Annotated in this window: 13 protein-coding genes; 5 read left to right on the forward strand and 8 right to left on the reverse strand. The window is 65.1% G+C overall.

From position 1 onward, the window contains the following. Nucleotides 1-190: 190 nt before the first annotated feature. The gene (locus PQR32_RS30695; RefSeq protein ID WP_408203878.1) at nucleotides 191-469 is read left to right on the forward strand and encodes a DUF2866 domain-containing protein; all 279 of its coding nucleotides are present in this window, start codon (nucleotides 191-193) and stop codon (nucleotides 467-469) included. Nucleotides 470-697: 228 nt separating this feature from the next. On the opposite strand, the gene PQR32_RS30700 is transcribed toward PQR32_RS30695, so the two are convergent. Further along, on the reverse strand, nucleotides 698-1,756 hold the full coding sequence (locus PQR32_RS30700) for a CaiB/BaiF CoA transferase family protein (protein WP_408236171.1): 1,059 nt from the start codon (nucleotides 1,754-1,756) through the stop codon (nucleotides 698-700). 277 nt (nucleotides 1,757-2,033) lie between these two features. Continuing rightward, a complete protein-coding gene (locus PQR32_RS30705) occupies nucleotides 2,034-3,989 on the reverse strand; it encodes an ATP-binding cassette domain-containing protein (protein ID WP_408235997.1) in 1,956 nt (651 codons plus the stop codon). A 135-nt stretch (nucleotides 3,990-4,124) separates the two neighbouring features. On the opposite strand from PQR32_RS30705, the gene PQR32_RS30710 reads away from it, so the two are divergent. Further along, entirely contained in the window at nucleotides 4,125-4,604 is a 480-nt protein-coding gene (locus PQR32_RS30710; RefSeq protein ID WP_408236000.1) for a glutathione peroxidase, read from the forward strand. Between the two features lie 11 nt (nucleotides 4,605-4,615). Here PQR32_RS30710 and cls read toward each other — a convergent pair whose 3' ends face one another. The 6 genes from cls to dapC all read right to left on the reverse strand — a co-directional run bounded on the left by cls (nucleotide 4,616) and on the right by dapC (nucleotide 11,183). After that, nucleotides 4,616-6,067, reverse strand: coding sequence for a cardiolipin synthase (gene cls / locus PQR32_RS30715; protein ID WP_408236003.1), 1,452 nt, complete (start codon nucleotides 6,065-6,067; stop codon nucleotides 4,616-4,618). A gap of 391 nt (nucleotides 6,068-6,458) precedes the next feature. Continuing rightward, nucleotides 6,459-7,343, reverse strand: coding sequence for a 50S ribosomal protein L3 N(5)-glutamine methyltransferase (prmB, locus tag PQR32_RS30720; RefSeq protein ID WP_408236006.1), 885 nt, complete (start codon nucleotides 7,341-7,343; stop codon nucleotides 6,459-6,461). 17 nt (nucleotides 7,344-7,360) lie between these two features. Next, the gene (gene dapE / locus PQR32_RS30725; RefSeq protein ID WP_408236009.1) at nucleotides 7,361-8,500 is read right to left on the reverse strand and encodes a succinyl-diaminopimelate desuccinylase; all 1,140 of its coding nucleotides are present in this window, start codon (nucleotides 8,498-8,500) and stop codon (nucleotides 7,361-7,363) included. Between the two features lie 202 nt (nucleotides 8,501-8,702). Further along, a complete protein-coding gene (locus PQR32_RS30730) occupies nucleotides 8,703-9,068 on the reverse strand; it encodes an ArsC family reductase (RefSeq protein WP_012433461.1) in 366 nt (121 codons plus the stop codon). Next, nucleotides 9,068-9,895, reverse strand: coding sequence for a 2,3,4,5-tetrahydropyridine-2,6-dicarboxylate N-succinyltransferase (gene dapD, locus PQR32_RS30735; RefSeq protein ID WP_128595311.1), 828 nt, complete (start codon nucleotides 9,893-9,895; stop codon nucleotides 9,068-9,070). The genes PQR32_RS30730 and dapD overlap by 1 nt, the downstream gene beginning before the upstream one ends. A gap of 70 nt (nucleotides 9,896-9,965) precedes the next feature. Further along, nucleotides 9,966-11,183, reverse strand: a complete 1,218-nt coding sequence (dapC, locus tag PQR32_RS30740; RefSeq protein ID WP_408236013.1) for a succinyldiaminopimelate transaminase — start codon at nucleotides 11,181-11,183, stop codon at nucleotides 9,966-9,968. Between the two features lie 546 nt (nucleotides 11,184-11,729). Here dapC and PQR32_RS30745 point away from each other — a divergent pair. The 3 genes from PQR32_RS30745 to PQR32_RS30755 all read left to right on the forward strand — a co-directional run bounded on the left by PQR32_RS30745 (nucleotide 11,730) and on the right by PQR32_RS30755 (nucleotide 17,835). Further along, nucleotides 11,730-12,725 (forward strand): DMT family transporter, encoded by a 996-nt coding sequence (locus PQR32_RS30745; RefSeq protein ID WP_408236016.1) that lies wholly within the window; start codon nucleotides 11,730-11,732, stop codon nucleotides 12,723-12,725. A 149-nt stretch (nucleotides 12,726-12,874) separates the two neighbouring features. After that, entirely contained in the window at nucleotides 12,875-16,393 is a 3,519-nt protein-coding gene (gene smc / locus PQR32_RS30750; RefSeq protein WP_408236019.1) for a chromosome segregation protein SMC, read from the forward strand. A gap of 149 nt (nucleotides 16,394-16,542) precedes the next feature. Next, nucleotides 16,543-17,835 carry a cell division protein ZipA C-terminal FtsZ-binding domain-containing protein gene (locus tag PQR32_RS30755; RefSeq protein WP_408236022.1) on the forward strand — a complete coding sequence of 431 codons (1,293 nt, stop codon included), beginning with the start codon at nucleotides 16,543-16,545 and terminating at the stop codon, nucleotides 17,833-17,835. Nucleotides 17,836-18,012: the final 177 nt, after the last annotated feature.

Here is an 18,012-nt window from a genome sequence, read left to right on the forward strand (position 1 = left end):
GCGCGGGTAGCCAACGGGGTATCGCCGGGGCCCGCCCGCGCTAATCGCGGGGGGGGGGGGCGGTTGGGGGCGCCCGACGTTCCGTAATGGCCGGTAAATATCTCCATATTGGCTGTAACCTACCCGACATTCCTTTTTCCTAAGCTGCAAGGGTATGCATCCCTTCTGATGCCCGAAAAAGGATCGCGCCTTGAAACAGTCATATGAAACCGTAGCCGAGCAGCCGATCCAGGTGCGCGGCTGCCGCGTCTCCGCGCCTATTCGCCAGCCGTGGGGCGGCGCCTGCCGGATCGTCGAATGGATCGACACGGCGGGGCAGATCTCGCGGCGGGTCGTGGCCGAAGACGCCACGGCCGCCGAAGTCCGCGCGACCATCAACCGTCATGTGGAAGGCCGCAAGCATGTGCTGTACGACGACGAAAAGACGCCGCGTCAGACTTTGCCGCGGCAGACGGTGGCGCGGCGCTGAGGGCTTCTGGGGCGCGGCGCGGACCTGCGCGGCGGGGTTAATGATTGGTTTTGTGCCCCAGTTGCCGCTCATGCCACATGAGGCCAATGCCGCAAATGGCGCGACGAGGCCAGCGCCGCCAACGCCGCCAATGCGGCCAATGAGGCTGACGGGAGCGAACGCGCTTCGTATCAAGCGCCGTTTTGCCGACCAGCCTGGACTGGCCCGCCGAACAAATTCACCCGCGCGCTACCTGATCAACCTGTCTTTCTCGTCTGCACCGTCTGCACTCGCCGCATCGTAAGCCTGCGGATTGAACAGCGGATGCCGCGCGGCTTCGGCCGCCGTCAGCACCGGCGAGACACAGCAGTCGAGCGGCTCCAGCAGCAAAACCCATTCTTCCAGCGGACGCTTGCCGATCACGTCGGCGAATTCCTGGATGAGCGCGGCGGCGTCCGGGCCGCCGATGGCCTGGCCGAGACTCCAGTGGCGCGTGGCCCATTCGGGCCGGTCGAGCGCCATGCAGAGCGTCTCCCAGAACTTCAGTTCGAGCGCGCCGACCGCGAGCCAGCGGTTATCGAGCGTGCGATACAGGTTGTAGCAAGGCACGCCGCCATTCAGCAGACCGGCGCCGACGGCAGGCGCCACGCCTTCGTTAGCGAGCGCGACCTGAGCCACGACGTTGTGCGCGTAGGTGGCATGCGTCATGGAGACATCGACGAAGCGGCCTTCGCCGCCGCGCGACACATGCCATAGCGCCGCGAGAATCTGCGTGACCGCGCTCAAGGCGCCGCCGAGCAGGTCGGCAATCTGGAAATTCGGCAGGATCGGCGCACCGTCACGGCCAGCCAGTTGATCCAGCACGCCCGCGTAGCCGATGTAGTTCAGATCGTGTCCGGCATGATCGACGAACGGACCGCTCGCGCCGTATCCGCTGATCGCGCAGAAGACCAGCCGCGGATTGAGCGCGCGCAGCGTTTCGTAACCGAGGCCCAGCCGCTCCATCACGCCGGGCCGGAAACTCTCGATCAGCACGTCCGCTTCCGCCGCGAGCGCGCACAGCACGTTGCGTCCCGCTTCGGACTTGAGGTCGAGGCGCGTTTCGCGCTTGCCGCGATTCACCAGCCGGTAAAACGCGCCGGGCCGCCCCGCCACGCGATCGCTCGACGACTGCATCATCGTGCGTGTGGGGTCGCCGGCGCCGGGCGCTTCGATCTTTAGCACGTCGGCGCCCAGTTCTGCGAGCCGCAGGGCGGCGACCGGGCCCGGCAGCAGGCGCGTCAGGTCGAGCACGCGCAGCCCTTGCAGTGCGGGCGGCGCGGAGACAGCCGACGAAGCGGCCGAACTCGCTGCCCGTGAAGTAGCCGATGACCTGGCCAAAGCGGCAGCCGGAGATGCGGCCGAAGTCGCCGCCGATGAGGTAGCGGATGAGTTGGCCGAAGTCGCCGCCGGTGAGGTAGCCGAAGACTTGGCCGAAGCCGCCGCCGATGACCCAGCCGATGACCCTGGCGTTGAGACGGATGATGTCGCGGATGACAAAGCCAGCCTCCCGTCGATGCCGGCGCGGACCTGAAACAGCGTGCCGCTAGCCGATTTGTTCGAGTTCCTCATGAGTCTCGAGCCATTCGGCTTCGAGCGTTTCGAGGCGCGCGTTCACATCTGCCTGACGGCGGATCGCCTCCGTCAGTTTGCTTTTCTGCTCGGGCTCGTAACTCGCCGGATCGACGACGAACGCATCGAGCGTCGCCTTCTCCGCGTTGAGCGCGTCCATTTCCTTTTCGATCTTCGTGATCCGGCTTTGCAGCGGTTTTTTCAGGTGCGCGAGCTTTTGACGCGTTTCCGCTTCCAGGCGCCGCTGTTCCTTGCGGTTCACGCCGTTGTCCGCGCCGGCGTCGCCGCCATTGCCCCCGCTCGACGCCGCGCCCGCCTTGAGCGCCGCGCGCTGCTCGGCCGCATGCTGGAGCAGCCAGTCGCGGTAGTCATCGAGGTCGCCATCGAATTCCTGCAGACGATGTTTCGCGACCAGCATGAATTGATCCGTGGTGGCGCGCAGCAAGTGCCGGTCGTGCGACACCAGAATCAGCGTGCCTTCGAACTGCGCGAGCGCCATGGTCAGCGCGTGACGTGTTTCGAGATCCAGGTGGTTCGTCGGTTCGTCGAGCAGCAGCAGGTTCGGCTTTTGCCAGATGATCAGCGCGAGCGCGAGGCGGGCTTTCTCGCCGCCGGAGAAGGGCGCGATCTTCGAGGTCGCCATCTCGCCGGAAAAATTGAAGCTGCCGAGGAAGTCGCGCAATTCCTGCTCGCGCGTGTCCGGCGCGAGGCGAGCGAGGTGCTGCAACGGCGTGTCGTCCGGGCGCAGGGTTTCGAGCTGATGCTGCGCGAAGTAGCCGATGCGCAGCCCCTTGCCTTCGCGCACGTGGCCGCCGAGCGCCTCGAGCGTGCCGGCGAGCGTCTTGATCAGCGTGGACTTGCCCTGGCCGTTCGCGCCGAGCAGGCCGATGCGCTGACCGTTCTGGATCGACAGCATGACGTGATCGACGATCGGAATCTCGACGCCGGGATCGACCTCGCTGCGGTAACCGCAGCGCACGTCTTCCATCACCATCATCGGGTTCGGCGCGGAATCGGGCGTGCGGAATTCGAACGTGAACGGCGAGGACGCATGCGCCGGCGCGATCAGTTCCATCTTTTCCAACGCCTTGACGCGGCTCTGCGCCTGGCGCGCCTTGGTGGCCTGCGCCTTGAAGCGGTTGATGTAGCTCTGCAAATGCTCGACCGTGCGCTGCTGCTTTTCGTACGCACTTTGCTGCAACGCGATCTGCTGCGCGCGCAGCACTTCGAATTGCGAGTAGTTGCCACCGTAACGCTTGATCTGCTGCTGTTCCAGATGCAGCGTGACATTGCAGACCGAGTCGAGGAATTCGCGGTCGTGCGAGATCACGATCAGCGTGCCCGGATAACGGGCCAGCCAGTCTTCCAGCCAGACGATCGCGTCGAGGTCCAGGTGGTTGGTTGGTTCGTCGAGCAGCAGCAGGTCGGAGCGGCACATCAGCGCCTGCGCCAGATTCAGCCGCATGCGCCAGCCGCCCGAGAAGCTGCTGACCGGCTCGCGGGTCTGTTCGAGCGTGAAGCCGAGGCCGAGCAGCAGGGCTTCGGCGCGCGCGGGCGCGGTGTAGCCGTCGGCGTCGGCAAACGCGGCGTGCGCTTCGCCTTCGGCCGCGCCGTCATGCGCGGCGGAGGCGGCGGCAATCGCCGCTTCGATCGCGCGCAACGCGGCGTCGCCATCCAGCGTGTAGGCGAGGGCGGTTTTGTCCGCGGCAGGTGTTTCCTGCGCGACGTGGGCGATCTGCCAGTTCGGCGGGATCGAAAAATCACCGCCGTCCGCATGCAGTTCGCCGAGCAGCACGGCGAACAGCGTCGACTTGCCCGCGCCGTTCGCCCCCACCAGGCCGGCCTTTTCGCCGGGGTTGAGGGTGAACGTGGTGTTGTCGAAGAGCGGCTTGGTGCCGCGCGCGAGGCTGAACTGGTTAAAGCGGATCACGAAGAGGCCGGCTGAAGAAAACCGCTATTTTAGACTGCCGGGCCCGACACAGGGCGCTCAACCGGGATCGGCCATTCGGCCGACTGTACCGGCGAAGCTTTTGGCATAGACTGACGGCTTTCACGGGGGGAGCACATGACATCGATTTATTCGTTTTCGGCAAGCACGTTGGGTGGCGAGGAAGTCAGCCTCGGGCAGTATGAAGGTAAGGTTTTGTTGATCGTCAACACGGCGAGCGAATGCGGGTTCACGCCGCAGTACGCGGGTTTGCAGAAGCTGTTCGACACCTACGCGGCACGCGGGCTCGCGGTGCTCGGGTTTCCCTGCAACCAGTTCGGCAAGCAGGAGCCTGGCGACGCCGCGCAGATCGGCAGCTTCTGCGAAAAGAACTATGGCGTGACGTTCCCGATGTTCGACAAGGTCGACGTGAACGGTGCGAACGCGCATCCGCTGTTCCGCTATCTGACGGGTGAGGCGCCGGGCCTGCTGGGGCTGGAAGCGATCAAATGGAATTTCACCAAGTTCCTGATCGGCCGCGACGGCAACGTGGTGAAGCGCTATGCGCCGCTGACGAAGCCTGAGGCGATCACCGAGGACATCGAAAAGCTGCTGTAAGCCAGCGGCCGCTACAGGATCGGCGAAAAGAGACGCGCCACATGCATCAACACGCGTTTCAAAGCGGTAGCCTTGCGGTACTCGTTGCGGTCGATTTCGCGCGATTCGGCGAAGTCGGCCAGCAACATCGTTTCGACCTCCTTGGCGAAGCCGCGATCCACGGTCAGCACCATGATCTCGAAGTTCAGCCGGAACGAACGATTGTCGAGATTCGCGCTGCCGATTGCCGCGGCCACGCTGTCGATCAGCACCACCTTCTGATGCAGGAAGCCCGGCTGGTAGCGGAAGATCCGGATCCCCGCGCGTAGCGAGTCGTACGCATACAGTTTCGAGGCGGCGAACACCACAAGGTGATCGCGCCGGCTCGGAATCAGAATACGCACGTCCACGCCGCGCAGGGCCGCGAGCCGCAACGCCGCGAACACGGACTCGTCGGGAACCAGATAGGGCGAGGTGATCCAGATCCGCTCGCGCGCCGCGTTGATCGCTTCGACGAAAAAGAGCGAGCAGGTCTCCTGCTTGTCCGCCGGACCGCTCGGCACGACGAGACAGTGCATGCCTTGGCCCGCGGCGGGGTCGGCGACCGGAGCGGGCGGCATGTCGAACTCGGGCAACTGCTGAGTGGCCCAGTGCCAGTCTTCCGTGAACACGAACTGGATGCTGGCGACCGCCGGGCCTCGCACCTCGATATGCGTATCGCGCCACGGCGAGAGCGGCGGCTTGCCGCCGAGATATTCCACGCCCACGTTATGCCCGCCGACAAACGCGCGTTCGCCATCCACCGAAACGATCTTGCGGTGATTGCGGAAGTTTAGTTGCAGACGGTTGACGAAGCGGCGATTGGTGGCGAATGGATGCGTCTCCACGCCGCCCGCGCGCAGCGCCGCCACATAGCGGTGCGGCAGATCGAAGCTGCCGATGCTGTCGTACAGGAAATAGACGCGCACGCCTTGTTGCGCTTTGGCGATCAATGCGTCTTTGAGCATCTCGCCGAGCGCGTCGTCGCGCACGATGAAGAACTGCACGATGACATAGCGGCGCGCGTTCTCGATCGCGTCGAAGATGGCCTCGAAGGTCGCCGCGCCGTTCACCAGCGTGCGTACCGAGTTGCCAGGCAGAAACGGCATGCCGCCGAGGCGGGTGAGCGAATGCACGAGCCGGCCACCGAGCTCCAGCGTAGGCAGTCCCGCCGACGAGGCGCGCGTGTCCCATTCCGGCGGATGCGCGCGCGTGCGCAACAATTCGTTTTCGACGCGGCGTGCGTCCGCGTAGCCGGCAAACTTGCTGCGGCCAAGGAACAGATACGGCACCAGCGTCAGATAAGGCATCGCGACCAGCGACACGGCCCACGCGATCGCGCCTTGCGAAGTGCGGGTATTGAGAATCGCGTGGCATGCCGCGGCCACGCCGAGAATGTGGCAGAGGGCGACCAGCGTGCCGATGTGAAGCAGGTCGAATTGCATAGGCAGGCGTTGGGTTGGCGAAGCGCTGCCCAAGCCGGCTCGATGAGCGCCAGGCAGCTGACCGCGCTCATCTTACCGAACGTGCGTGCGTTGAGGGTGGGGAATGGTCAAGCCACGGTCAAGCTTCAGGGGCGCGTGCCTGAATGCAGTGTGGTCGACGTGGGCAAGACATTTTTTCTTTTTGCCAGGTCGGAAGCGCGCGAGTTGAGCTTGGGGAACCCGGTCGAGAGTTGGGCTCAAAGCGAGCGCTTGTGAGAGCGGCTTCGCCTTGAAGCGACACGCTGAGTTGAGCGCAAAGCGAGCGCCCGGTAAAGCGGCTTCGCTTGGAAGCGCTACGCACAGCGGGACAACTCCCGCCACGCGCACCGCATCCCGAAGAAGCGCTAAAACCTCAAACCGGCAAATCAGCCGCCTGGATCAGGAACACGTTATCGTCGCCGGCACTGGTCGACAGCCAGACGAGATCGAGCCCGCCGAACGCCGCTTCCACGTGCGCCCGCTCGTTGCCGATTTCGACGACCAGTACGCCTTCGTCGGTCAGCCAGTTGCGCGCTTCGGCGATGATCCGGCGCACGATGTCCATGCCGTCGACGCCGCCCGCCAGCGCCATGTCCGGCTCGTGCTTGTATTCGGGCGGCAGTTCCTGCATCGACGCCGCGTTCACATACGGCGGGTTGCTGATGATCACGTCGTAGCGGCGCTCGGCGAGCGGCGCGTACAGATCGCCTTCGAACAGGGCGACGCGGTCGTCGAGCTTGTAGTCCGAGACGTTGCGCGCGGCGACTTCGAGCGCGGGCGCCGACAGATCTACCGCGTCGATATCCGCGTTCTGGAACGCATGCGCGGCGAGGATCGCGAGGCAGCCGGAGCCGGTGCACAACTCCAGCACGGCGCTCACCTGTTCAGGATCTTCCACGTAGGGCTGCAAACCGTCCTGCAGCAATTCGCCGATGAACGAACGCGGCACGATCACGCGCTCGTCCACGTGGAAGCGGAAGCCGTGCATCCACGCTTCCTGCGTGATGTAGGCGGCCGGCACGCGTTCGGTGGCGCGGCGCTCGATCACGTTCAGCACGGCGTCGATTTCAGCCGTGGTCAAACGCGCGTCGAGAAACGGGTCCAGCAGATCGAGCGGCAGATGCAGCGTGTGCAGGACCAGATAGACGGCTTCGTCGTAGGCATTGGCCGAGCCGTGGCCGAACGACAGATCGGCCTGGTTGAAGCGCGAGACCGCGAAACGCAGCAGGTCGCGAACGGTGGAAAACGGGAGCGTCATCGCAAATAGTCCTTGGGTCACGCAATCAGTTGTTCGAGCACGCGGCGATACACGTTCTTCAGCGGCTCGATGTGTGCGACTTCGATATGTTCGTCGATCTTGTGGATGCTGGCGTTCAGCGGGCCGAATTCGATCACCTGCTTGCAGATGCGCGCGATGAAGCGGCCGTCCGAGGTGCCGCCCGTGGTCGACAGTTCCGTGCTCACGCCGGTTTCGTCCTTGATCGCCTTGGCGAGCGCATTCGACAGATCGCCGCGCGGCGTGAGAAACGGCAGGCCGCTCACGGTCCATTGCAGATCGTAGTCGAGATCATGCTTGTCGAGGATCGCGTGCACGCGCGCCTGCAGACCTTCCACCGTGCTTGCCGTCGAGAAGCGGAAGTTGAACATCACGTCCGCATGGCCCGGAATCACATTGGTCGCGCCAGTGCCGCTGTGAATGTTCGACACCTGCCACGTGGTGGGCGGGAAATATTCGTTGCCGTCGTCCCAGCGTTCGGCGACCAGTTCGGCCAGCGCGGGCGCGAGCAGATGCACCGGATTCTTCGCCAGATGCGGATAGGCGATATGGCCTTGCACGCCCTTGACGATCAGCTTGCCGGACATCGAACCGCGCCGGCCGTTCTTCACCATGTCGCCGAATTGCGCGCTCGAAGTCGGTTCGCCGACGATGCAGTAGTCCATGCGCTCGCCGCGCGCCTGCAACGCTTCGACGACCTTCACGGTGCCGTCGGTGGCGGGGCCTTCTTCGTCGCTCGTAATGAGGAAGGCGATCGAGCCGCGGTGCGCCGGGTGCGCGGCGACGAACTCCTCGCTCGCCACCACGAAGCCCGCGATCGACGCTTTCATGTCCGCCGCGCCACGGCCGTACAGCTTGCCGTCACGATGGGTCGGCTCGAACGGTGCCGAGTGCCATTGTTCGAGCGGGCCGGTCGGCACCACGTCGGTATGGCCGGCGAATGCGAGCAGCTTGCCCGCGGTGCCGTCGACGCCGCGTTTGACGGCCCACAGGTTGGTCACGCCGTTCGATTCGATCGTCTCGTGCTCGAAGCCGAGCGCGGACAGGCGCTCGATCAAAAGACGCTGGCAATGCTGATCGTCGGGCGTGACGGACGCGCGCGCGATCAGTTGTTCGGTAAGGGCGAGGGTGCCGGACATGGATTCGATACAGCCACTTTGAAATGAAAAAATGCCGGCTGGCGGTTGAACACCGCAGCCGGCAACAGCTTTTTGAGTCACGCGGCCGAGGCCGCGTTTTACTGCGTGTTGCGTTCGGCGCGAGCGCCGAGACTTGCGCCCGAGCCGGCCGCCCGCTCCGGCGTTCAGCTTCGCGCGCCGGATCAGACGGACAGCGCTGCTCTTACGCGAACAGCGCGGTGTACTCGTCCGCGGAAAAGCCGAGCGACTTGACCCGCCCGTTGACCACCAGCACCGGCCGCTTGATCACCGACGGCTTGTGGATCATCAACGCGATCGCGCCCGACTGCGTATCCGCGGCCGCTTTCATGTCGTCGGACAGCGCGCGCCACGTGGTGCCGCGCCGGTTCAGCAAGGCGTCGAGCTTCACGTCTTTCAGCCAGTCCTGCACGAGCGGTTCGGTCACGCCGTGTTTCTTGAAGTCGTGGAACTCGAACTCGACGCCGTGCTCTTCCAGCCACACACGGGCTTTCTTCACGGTGTCGCAGTTCGGGATGCCGTAGACGACGGTTTTGGTGCCGCGCGCCATCAGTCGCCTCGCAGCAGCTCGTTCAGGCCGACCTTCGCGCGCGTCTTGGCGTCGACCTTCTTGACGATCACGGCGCAGTAGAGGCTGTGCGAGCCGTCTTTCGACGGCAGGTTGCCCGCCACCACCACCGAGCCCGCCGGAATGCGGCCATACGTGACTTCGCCGGTTTCGCGGTCGTAAATCTTGGTGCTCTGGCCGAGGTACACGCCCATCGAGATCACCGAGTTTTCTTCGACGATCACGCCTTCCACCACTTCCGAACGCGCGCCGATAAAGCAGTTGTCTTCGATGATCACAGGGTTCGCCTGCAGCGGCTCCAGCACGCCGCCGATGCCCACGCCACCCGACAGGTGAACGTTCTTGCCGATCTGCGCGCACGAACCGACGGTGGCCCACGTGTCGACCATCGAGCCTTCGTCAACATACGCGCCGATGTTGGTGTACGACGGCATCAGCACGACGTTCTTCGCGATGAACGAGCCGCGGCGCGCGATGGCGGGCGGCACCACGCGGAAGCCGCCGGCGGCGAAGTCTTCAGCGGTGTAGTTGGCGAACTTCGACGGCACCTTGTCGTAGAACTGCGAGTAGCCGCCGGCCGGCATCGGCGCGTTGTCTTCCAGGCGGAACGACAGCAGCACGGCTTTCTTCAGCCACTGATTGACGACCCAGTCGCCATCCTTCTTTTCCGCGACGCGCAGCGCGCCCTTGTCCAGTTGCTCGATAGCGTGGGCGACGGCTTCGCGCACGTCGGCCGGAGCGGCCTTCGGCGACAGTTCGGCGCGGTTTTCCCAGGCGGTGTCAATGATCTGCTGAAGTTGTTGCGACATATGCGTGCTTTATCGAAGAGTTGAAGTCGGAAGAAGGGATGCGGTGCGCGGGGTTGCGATCAACGAAAATTCAACCCGCCAGCGCGTGGCAAAAATCGACGATCCGCTGCGCGCCCTGCGTGCATTCGTCGACGTCGGCGACGAGCGCCATGCGCACGAAATTGCGGCCGGGGTTCACGCCGTGCGCAGTGCGCGCGAGGAACGAGCCCGGCAGAACCGTCACATTATAGTCGGCGTAGAGGCGCTGGGCGAACTCGGTGTCCGTGAGGCCCGTGCGCGAGACGTCCGCCCACAGGTAGAACGCGGCGTCCGGCAGACGCACGTCGAGCACTTCGGCGAGCATCGGCGTCACGGTGGAAAACTTCTGCACGTACTTCGCGCGGTTCTCGCGCACGTGCGTCTCGTCGTTCCAGGCCACGATGCTGGCACTCTGGAATACCGTCGACAAGGCCGCGCCGTGGTATGTCCGGTATAGCAGGAAGTCCTTGAGGATCGCCGCGTCGCCCGCGACGAAGCCCGAGCGCATGCCCGGCACGTTCGAACGCTTGGACAGGCTCGACAGCATGACGAGACGCTCGAAACCGCGGCCGAGCTTGTGCGCCGCTTCCAGGCCGCCGAGCGGCGGGTTGGCTTCGTCGAAATAGATTTCGGAGTAGCACTCGTCCGAGGCGATCACGAAGCCGTAACGGTCCGACAGCGCGAACAGTTCGCGCCAGTCGTCGAGCGTGAGCACCGCGCCGGTCGGATTGCCGGGTGAGCAGACATAGAGCAGTTGCGTGCGCGCCCAGATGTCGGCCGGCACCGCCGAGTAGTCGCAGGCGAAGTTGCGCGCCGGGTCGCTATTCACGAAGTACGGCTGCGCGCCGGCCAGAATCGCGGCGCCCTCGTAGATTTGGTAGAACGGGTTCGGACAGAGTACGATCGCAGGCTCGCCGTCAGCATTCTTTTTCGGATCGATCACGGTTTGCGCGAGCGCGAACAACGCCTCGCGCGAACCCGAAACCGGCAACACCTGGGTGGCCGGATCGACCGGCGGCAGGTTGTAGCGTTGCGTGACCCACTTTGCAATCGACTCGCGCAGCGCCGGCGACCCGATCGTGGCCGGATACGAGGACAAGCCGCCGAGCGAGGCCACCACGGCGTCGCGAATCAGCGCGGGCGTGGGATGTTTCGGTTCGCCGATGCCGAAGCTGATATGCGCGAGGCCGGCGGTCGGCGTGACATCCGCGAAAAGCGCGCGCAGCTTTTCGAACGGGTAGGGCTGAAGGGAGTCGAGTAGCGGATTCACTGGGCGGATCGAGCCTGATCGAAGGTAGGCACAGACGGATGCGGAAAGAAGCGGGGCACGCGCGCCGGTGGTAAAGCGCACAACCGGCGCGAAACACATGGCAGAGCGGCAAGCGGATGATTATAGCGTGGCGCGCATGGCGTGGCGTGGCGCAGCCGCTCACGGGCGGGTATGGCACCGGCGGCACACACAGGCGATCCACGGCCGCGCCGTAAAGGCAAGTTGACGAGTTGAGCACGTGAGGGCATCGCGCCGTTGAGCAACGGCGCAACCCGCCAGGCGGCGCAGGCAATGCGCTGCAGCGGGAACGACGCGAACCGCCGACGGTTCGCGCAAAAAAGAAGCAGGAGCAGCAATGTACGCAGCAGTCTTGGAGACAACCGGACACAACAGGCGCAGGAGCCCCGGAGTCCTCGGTAGGAACGCCACTAGCGCCCTTGCGAGGACCGCCGCAGTCCTCGGCCTGAACGCCACCAGCGCCAGCGCAACGAGCACCGCAGTCCGCGACAGAAACACGCCGAACACCTCCGCAAGGAGCCCCGCACCATGACCAACTGGCTTCGCAACGGTTGGCCGACGCTCGCGATCATGCTGGGCGCGTCGGTGTGGGGCGTGATCTGGTATCCATTGCGCATGCTGGCCGCGCTCGGTGTGACGGGCACGGCAGCCAGTGCGCTGACGAGCGGCGCCGGCTGCCTGTTCGTACTGCTGGTGCGCTATCGCGCGCTCAAGACCGTACGCTGGCACTGGTTGCTGCCGGCGCTCGCGCTGGCAGCGGGCATCACCAACCTCGGTTTCGTGTGGGGCTCGATTCACGGCCAGGTGATGCGCGTGCTGCTGCTGTTCTATCTCACTCCCGCCTGGACGGCGCTCTTCGCGCACTTCATCCTGCACGAACGGCTGACGTGGTCGGGCGCGGGCCTGGCGGCGCTATCGCTGGCCGGCGCGATGACCATGCTGTGGTCGCCGCAACTGGGCATCCCCGTGCCCGGCAATCTCGCCGAATGGGCAGGCCTCGCCGGCGGCATGGGCTTCGCCATGAGCAACGTGCTGATTCTCAAGACCAGCCGCGTGTTGCCGGACATGAAGCCGGAAATGCGCACCGCGACGATCTTCGGCGGCGCGGCGCTGTTCAGTGCCTGTGCCTCGCTGTTCGAGGCGATGCCCACGCCGCCCACTGGCGCGCATCTCGGCACGGCCGCCTGGCTGGTGCTCGGCCTCGGCTTTCTGCTGGCGTCGAACAATATGCTGGTGCAATACGGGCTGTCGCGCGTGCCGGCCAATCGCGCGTCGATCATCATGCTGTTCGAGATCGTGGTCACGGCGCTGTCCGCGTGGCTCTTCGCCGGCGAGACGCCCGGTCCGCGCGAATGGGCGGGTGGCGCGTGCATCGTGCTGGCTTCGGCGCTGTCCAGTTGGGTGCATCGGACCAAGGCCATGCCGCCCGATCCGGCCATTCAGGAGGAGAGTCTCGCCGACGGACGCGCTACCGGCGTCGACGACCGTAAGGACGGCAAAAACCGCCCACGCGCGATGGTATGATTGCCCCTCATTAGCCGGCGCATGCCTCACCGCATGAAGCCGGCACCCGAGGCCCGAGGGTTCGCGGGCCGTGTCGCTTTATCGGCGAACGGCTGGCGTGGCCTTCACGAGCCACCTATTTTTTTCCCTTTTCAAACAGCGAAATCGCCGTGCGTCTGACCTCGATCAAACTCGCTGGCTTCAAGTCATTCGTCGATCCTACGCATTTCCAGGTCCCGGGCCAGCTAGTCGGCGTGGTCGGACCGAATGGGTGCGGCAAGTCCAACATCATCGACGCCGTGCGCTGGGTGCTCGGCGAATCGCGCGCCTCCGAGCTGCGCGGCGAGTCGATGCAGGACGTGATCTTCAATGGCTCAACCGCGCGCAAGCCCGGTAGCCGCGCCAGTGTCGAACTGGTGTTCGACAACGCCGACGGCCGCGCCGCCGGCCAGTGGGGGCAGTATGCCGAAATCGCCGTGAAGCGCGTGCTCACGCGTGACGGCACCTCGAGCTACTACATCAACAATCTGCCGGCGCGCCGCCGCGACATTCAGGACATCTTCCTCGGCACCGGCCTCGGGCCGCGCGCGTACGCGATCATCGGGCAGGGCATGATCGCGCGCCTGATCGAGGCGAAGCCGGAAGAGTTGCGCGTGTTCCTCGAAGAAGCCGCGGGCGTGTCGAAGTACAAGGAACGCCGCCGCGAAACCGAGAACCGTCTGCACGATACGCGTGAGAATCTGACGCGGGTCGAGGACATCGTCCGCGAACTTGGGGCGAACCTCGAGAAACTGGAAGCGCAGGCTGTGGTCGCCACGCGCTACAAGGAATTGCAGGCCGACGGCGAAGAGAAGCAGCGGCTCCTCTGGCTGTTGCGCAAGAACGAAGCCGGCGGCGAGCAGGAGCGCCAGCAACGCGCGATCGAACAGGCCCAGATCGACCTCGAAGCGCATACCGCGAAGCTGCGCGAAGTCGAAGCGCAACTCGAAACGCTGCGCGTCGCGCATTACTCCGCCAGCGACGCGATGCAGGGCGCGCAAGGCGCGCTCTACGAGGCGAATTCGGAAGTCAGCCGGCTCGAAGCCGAGATCAAGTTCATCGTCGAATCGCGCAATCGCGTGCAGGCGCAGATCGCCGCGCTGAACGCGCAGCGTGAGCAATGGCAGTCGCAGGCGCAAAAAGCGCAAGACGATCTCGAAGACGCCGAAGAACAATTGGCCGTCGCTGAAGAAAAAGCCGCACTCGCCGAAGACGAAGCCGCCGCCAAGCACGACGCGATGCCCGCGCTCGAAGCGCGCTGGCGCGATGCGCAGACGGAGTTGAACGCCGAGCGCGGTGGTATCGCGCAGACCGAACAGGCGCTCAAGCTCGAAGCCGCGCATCAGCGCAATGCCGATCAGCAATTGCAGCAACTGCAGGCGCGTCACGAGCGCCTGAAGTCGGAAGCGGGCGGTCTCGACGCCCCCGACGAAGCGCAGCTCGAAGACCTGCGCATGCAGCTCGCCGAGCACGAGGAAATCCTGCACGACGCGCAAACGCGGCTCGCCGACGCGCAGGAAACGCTGCCGCGCCTCGACGGCGAACGCCGCGCCGCGCAGGAGCGCGTGCAGGCGGAAAGCGCGCAGATTCATCAGCTCGACGCGCGCCTCGCCGCGCTCAAGCAGTTGCAGGAAAACGTCCAGACCGAAGGCAAGATCCAGCCGTGGCTCGAGAAGCACGAGCTGGGCAGTCTGCCGCGTCTGTGGAAGAAGCTGCATGTCGAAGCCGGCTGGGAAGCCGCGCTCGAGGCCGTGCTGCGCGAGCGGCTCGCTGCGCTGGAAGTATCGAACCTCGACTGGGTCAAGGCGTTCGCCACCGACGCGCCGCCCGCCAAGCTCGCCTTTTATGCGCCGCCGGTTGCCGGCCAGCCGGCCGCCACGCCGCCTGCGCTGCGGCCGCTGCTGTCGCTGGTGCGGATCGACGACGCGGGCATCCGCGCGGTCCTGAACGACTGGCTCGGCCTCTCGTTCGTCGCCGACGACCTGCAGCAAGCACTCGCGATGCGTTCGCAATTGCCGGAAGGCGGCTCGTTCGTCGTCAAGGCGGGACACGTGGTCACGCGCGTCGGCGTGCAACTGTACGCCGCCGACTCCGAGCAGGCCGGCATGCTGGCCCGTCAGCAGGAAATCGAAAATCTGGCGCGCCAGGTTCGCGCGCAAGCCTTGCTCGCCGACGAAGCGAAGGCCGCCGCGATCCGCGCCGAAGCCGCGCACACGCAAGCCGCCCAGGCGTTGACCGACGTGCGCCAGCAGGCGGAGCGCGCCACGCAGCGCGTGCATGCCTTGCAAATGGACGTGCTCAAGCTCACCCAGGCGCACGAGCGTTACACCCAGCGCAGCACGCAAATTCGCGAGGAACTCGGAGAGATCACCGCGCAGATCGAAGAGCAGCGCGCCATGCGCGCGGAGTCGGAAGCGAACTTCGAGCGTCACGATGGTGAGCTCGCCGAATTGCAGGCACGTTTCGAAGATCATCAACTCGCTTTCGAGGCGCTCGATGAAGCGCTCACCGTCGCGCGCGGCCAGGCGCGCGATCTCGACCGCGCCGCCACCGACGCGCGCTTCGCGGCGCGCAACATGGCGAACCGCATCGACGAATTGAAGCGCAGCATTCAGGTTGCCCACGAGCAGAGCGAGCGGGTCGCGGCGTCGCTTGAAGATGCGCGCGTCGAACTGGAAACCATCAACGAGCAGACCGCGCACACCGGCTTGCAGGACGCGCTCGATATTCGCGCGGTCAAGGAAGAAGCGCTGCACGCCGCGCGCCTCGAACTGGACGATCTCACCACCAAGCTGCGTGCCGCCGACGAAACACGTCTCACGGCCGAGCGCGCGCTGCAACCGCTGCGCGATCGCATCAACGAATTGCAGTTGAAGGAACAGGCGGCACGCCTGAACGGCGAGCAGTTCATCGAGCAACTGGCCGCGGCCGGTGTGGACGAGGCGCAGTTGCAGGCCAAGCTCACGCCGGACATGAAGCCGTCGTACCTGCAGGGTGAAGTCACACGCATCAACAACGCCATTACCGCGTTGGGCCCGGTCAACATGGCCGCGCTCGACGAACTGAAGGCGGCGACCGAGCGCAAGTCGTTCCTCGACGCGCAATCGACCGACCTGAACAGCGCGATCGAAACGCTCGAAGACGCCATCCGCAAGATCGACGCGGAAACGCGCACGCTCCTGCAAGGCACGTTCGACCAGGTGAACCTTCATTTCGGCGAACTGTTCCCACGTCTCTTTGGTGGCGGCCAGGCGAAGCTGATCATGACCGGCGACGAAATTCTCGACGCCGGCGTGCAGGTGATGGCGCAACCACCGGGTAAGAAGAATTCTACGATTCACCTGTTGTCGGGCGGCGAGAAAGCGCTGACTGCCACCGCGCTGGTGTTCGCGATGTTCCAGTTGAATCCTGCGCCGTTCTGTCTGCTGGACGAAGTGGACGCGCCGCTCGACGACGCCAACACGGAACGTTTCGCGAACCTTGTGCGGGCGATGTCGGACAAAACCCAGTTCCTGTTCATCTCGCACAACAAGATCGCGATGGAAATGGCGCAGCAGTTGATCGGCGTGACCATGCAGGAGCAGGGCGTGTCGCGGATCGTTGCCGTCGACATGGAAACGGCTGCCGGTTTCGCCCAGAATATCGTTTGAGTTTCATTTGAGTTTCATTTGAGTTTCGTTTGAGTTTCGTTTGAGTCGAAAATCGCGGGTGTCCGCGTTCAGCGCAGCGGCCGGTGGCCGCGCGGCACGTGGAGCGGGCGCTAAGCCCCGCAGATAAAAGAATTGCTGATGGAGCATGCATGGACGAGTTGACACTCGGTTTGATCGGCGCGGGTGCCGTGGTGGTCGGGGGCGTGGTCGTGTACAACGCGTGGCAGAGCGCGAAGGTGCGCCGCAAGATGCCGCGGCCGATGCCGGCCGATACCGCCGAAAATCTCGCGCGGGACGATCAGGAGGAACAGAGCCCGTTCATCGAACCGGCCCGGCCGACCACGCGCCGCGAGCCGGTGGTGGGCGCCGAAACGGCGGAGCAAACCACGGCGGCGCGCGTCGAACCGACGTTCGGCGGCCAGGCGGCTGGAACGGCGCCGCTCGACACGGCGGCCGATATTCAGGCCGAGACGACCACGCCGAACGGTTACCCGGAAGCCGAGGGCGTGGCTGAAGCTGAAGGCGGCGAGAGCGCAGAGGCCGGCAGGGCCGCGCAAGCCGCCCGCCAGGCCGGCGAACCGGTCGAACCGATTCTGCCCGCCGCTACGACGATCTCGTCGGCGCCGCCGGCTATCGTCGATCGGCGCATCGACTGTATCGTGCCGATCCGTCTGAACGGCCCGGTTGCCGGCGACAAGGTGATTCCGCTTGCGCAGCGGTTGCGCCGCGCGGGCAGCAAGCCGGTGCATATCGAGGGCAAGCTCGAAGGCGGCGCGTGGGAGCTGCTGCAAAACGGCGCGCGCTATGAAGAGTTGCGCGCGGCCGCGCAACTGGCCAATCGCAGCGGCGCGCTCAACGAACTGGAGTTCTCCGAGTTCGTGACCGGCGTGCAGCAGTTTGCCGACGCGCTGGATGCATCGCCGGAATTTCCCGACATGCTCGAAACGGTTGCGATGGCGCGCGAGCTCGACGGCTTTGCCGCGCAGTGCGACGCGCAGTTGTCGATCAACGTGCTCTCCGACGGCGCGCCGTGGTCCGCCAACTACGTGCAGGCGGTGGCGTCGCAAGACGGCTTGCTGCTCTCGCGCGACGGTACGCGTTTCGTCAAGCTCGACGCGCGGCAGAGCCCGGTGTTCATGCTGCAATTCGGCGACACCAACTTCCTGCGCGACGACCTCACCTACAAGGGCGGCCAGATGATCACGCTGGTGCTCGACGTGCCGGTGGCCGACGAAGACATCCTGCCGTTCCGACTGATGTGCGACTACGCAAAATCGTTGGCCGAGCGCATCGGCGGGCGGGTGGTCGACGACGGCCGTCGTCCGTTGCCGGAAACCGCGCTGCTCGCCATCGAAAAGCAGTTGATGACGCTCTACGCGAAGCTCGAACAGGCCGGCATTCCGGCAGGCTCGCCGGCCACGCGGCGTTTGTTCAGCCAGTAAAGTTTTTACGTTTTACCGGTGTCTCCGACGGCCGCACGATGTGCGGCCGTTGTCGTTTCAGGCGGCGGCTGCATGCCTGGCTTTCGACTGGACGCGCAACGCGCCGAAACTGGCCATTCGGCCGATGTAAAGGGGCACGCTTCCTGCGATAATCCAATGTCTGAACTTCACTGAAGA

It is taken from the genome of Paraburkholderia dipogonis (assembly GCF_046027395.1).
GTDB classification, from domain to species: Bacteria; Pseudomonadota; Gammaproteobacteria; order Burkholderiales; family Burkholderiaceae; genus Paraburkholderia; species Paraburkholderia dipogonis_A.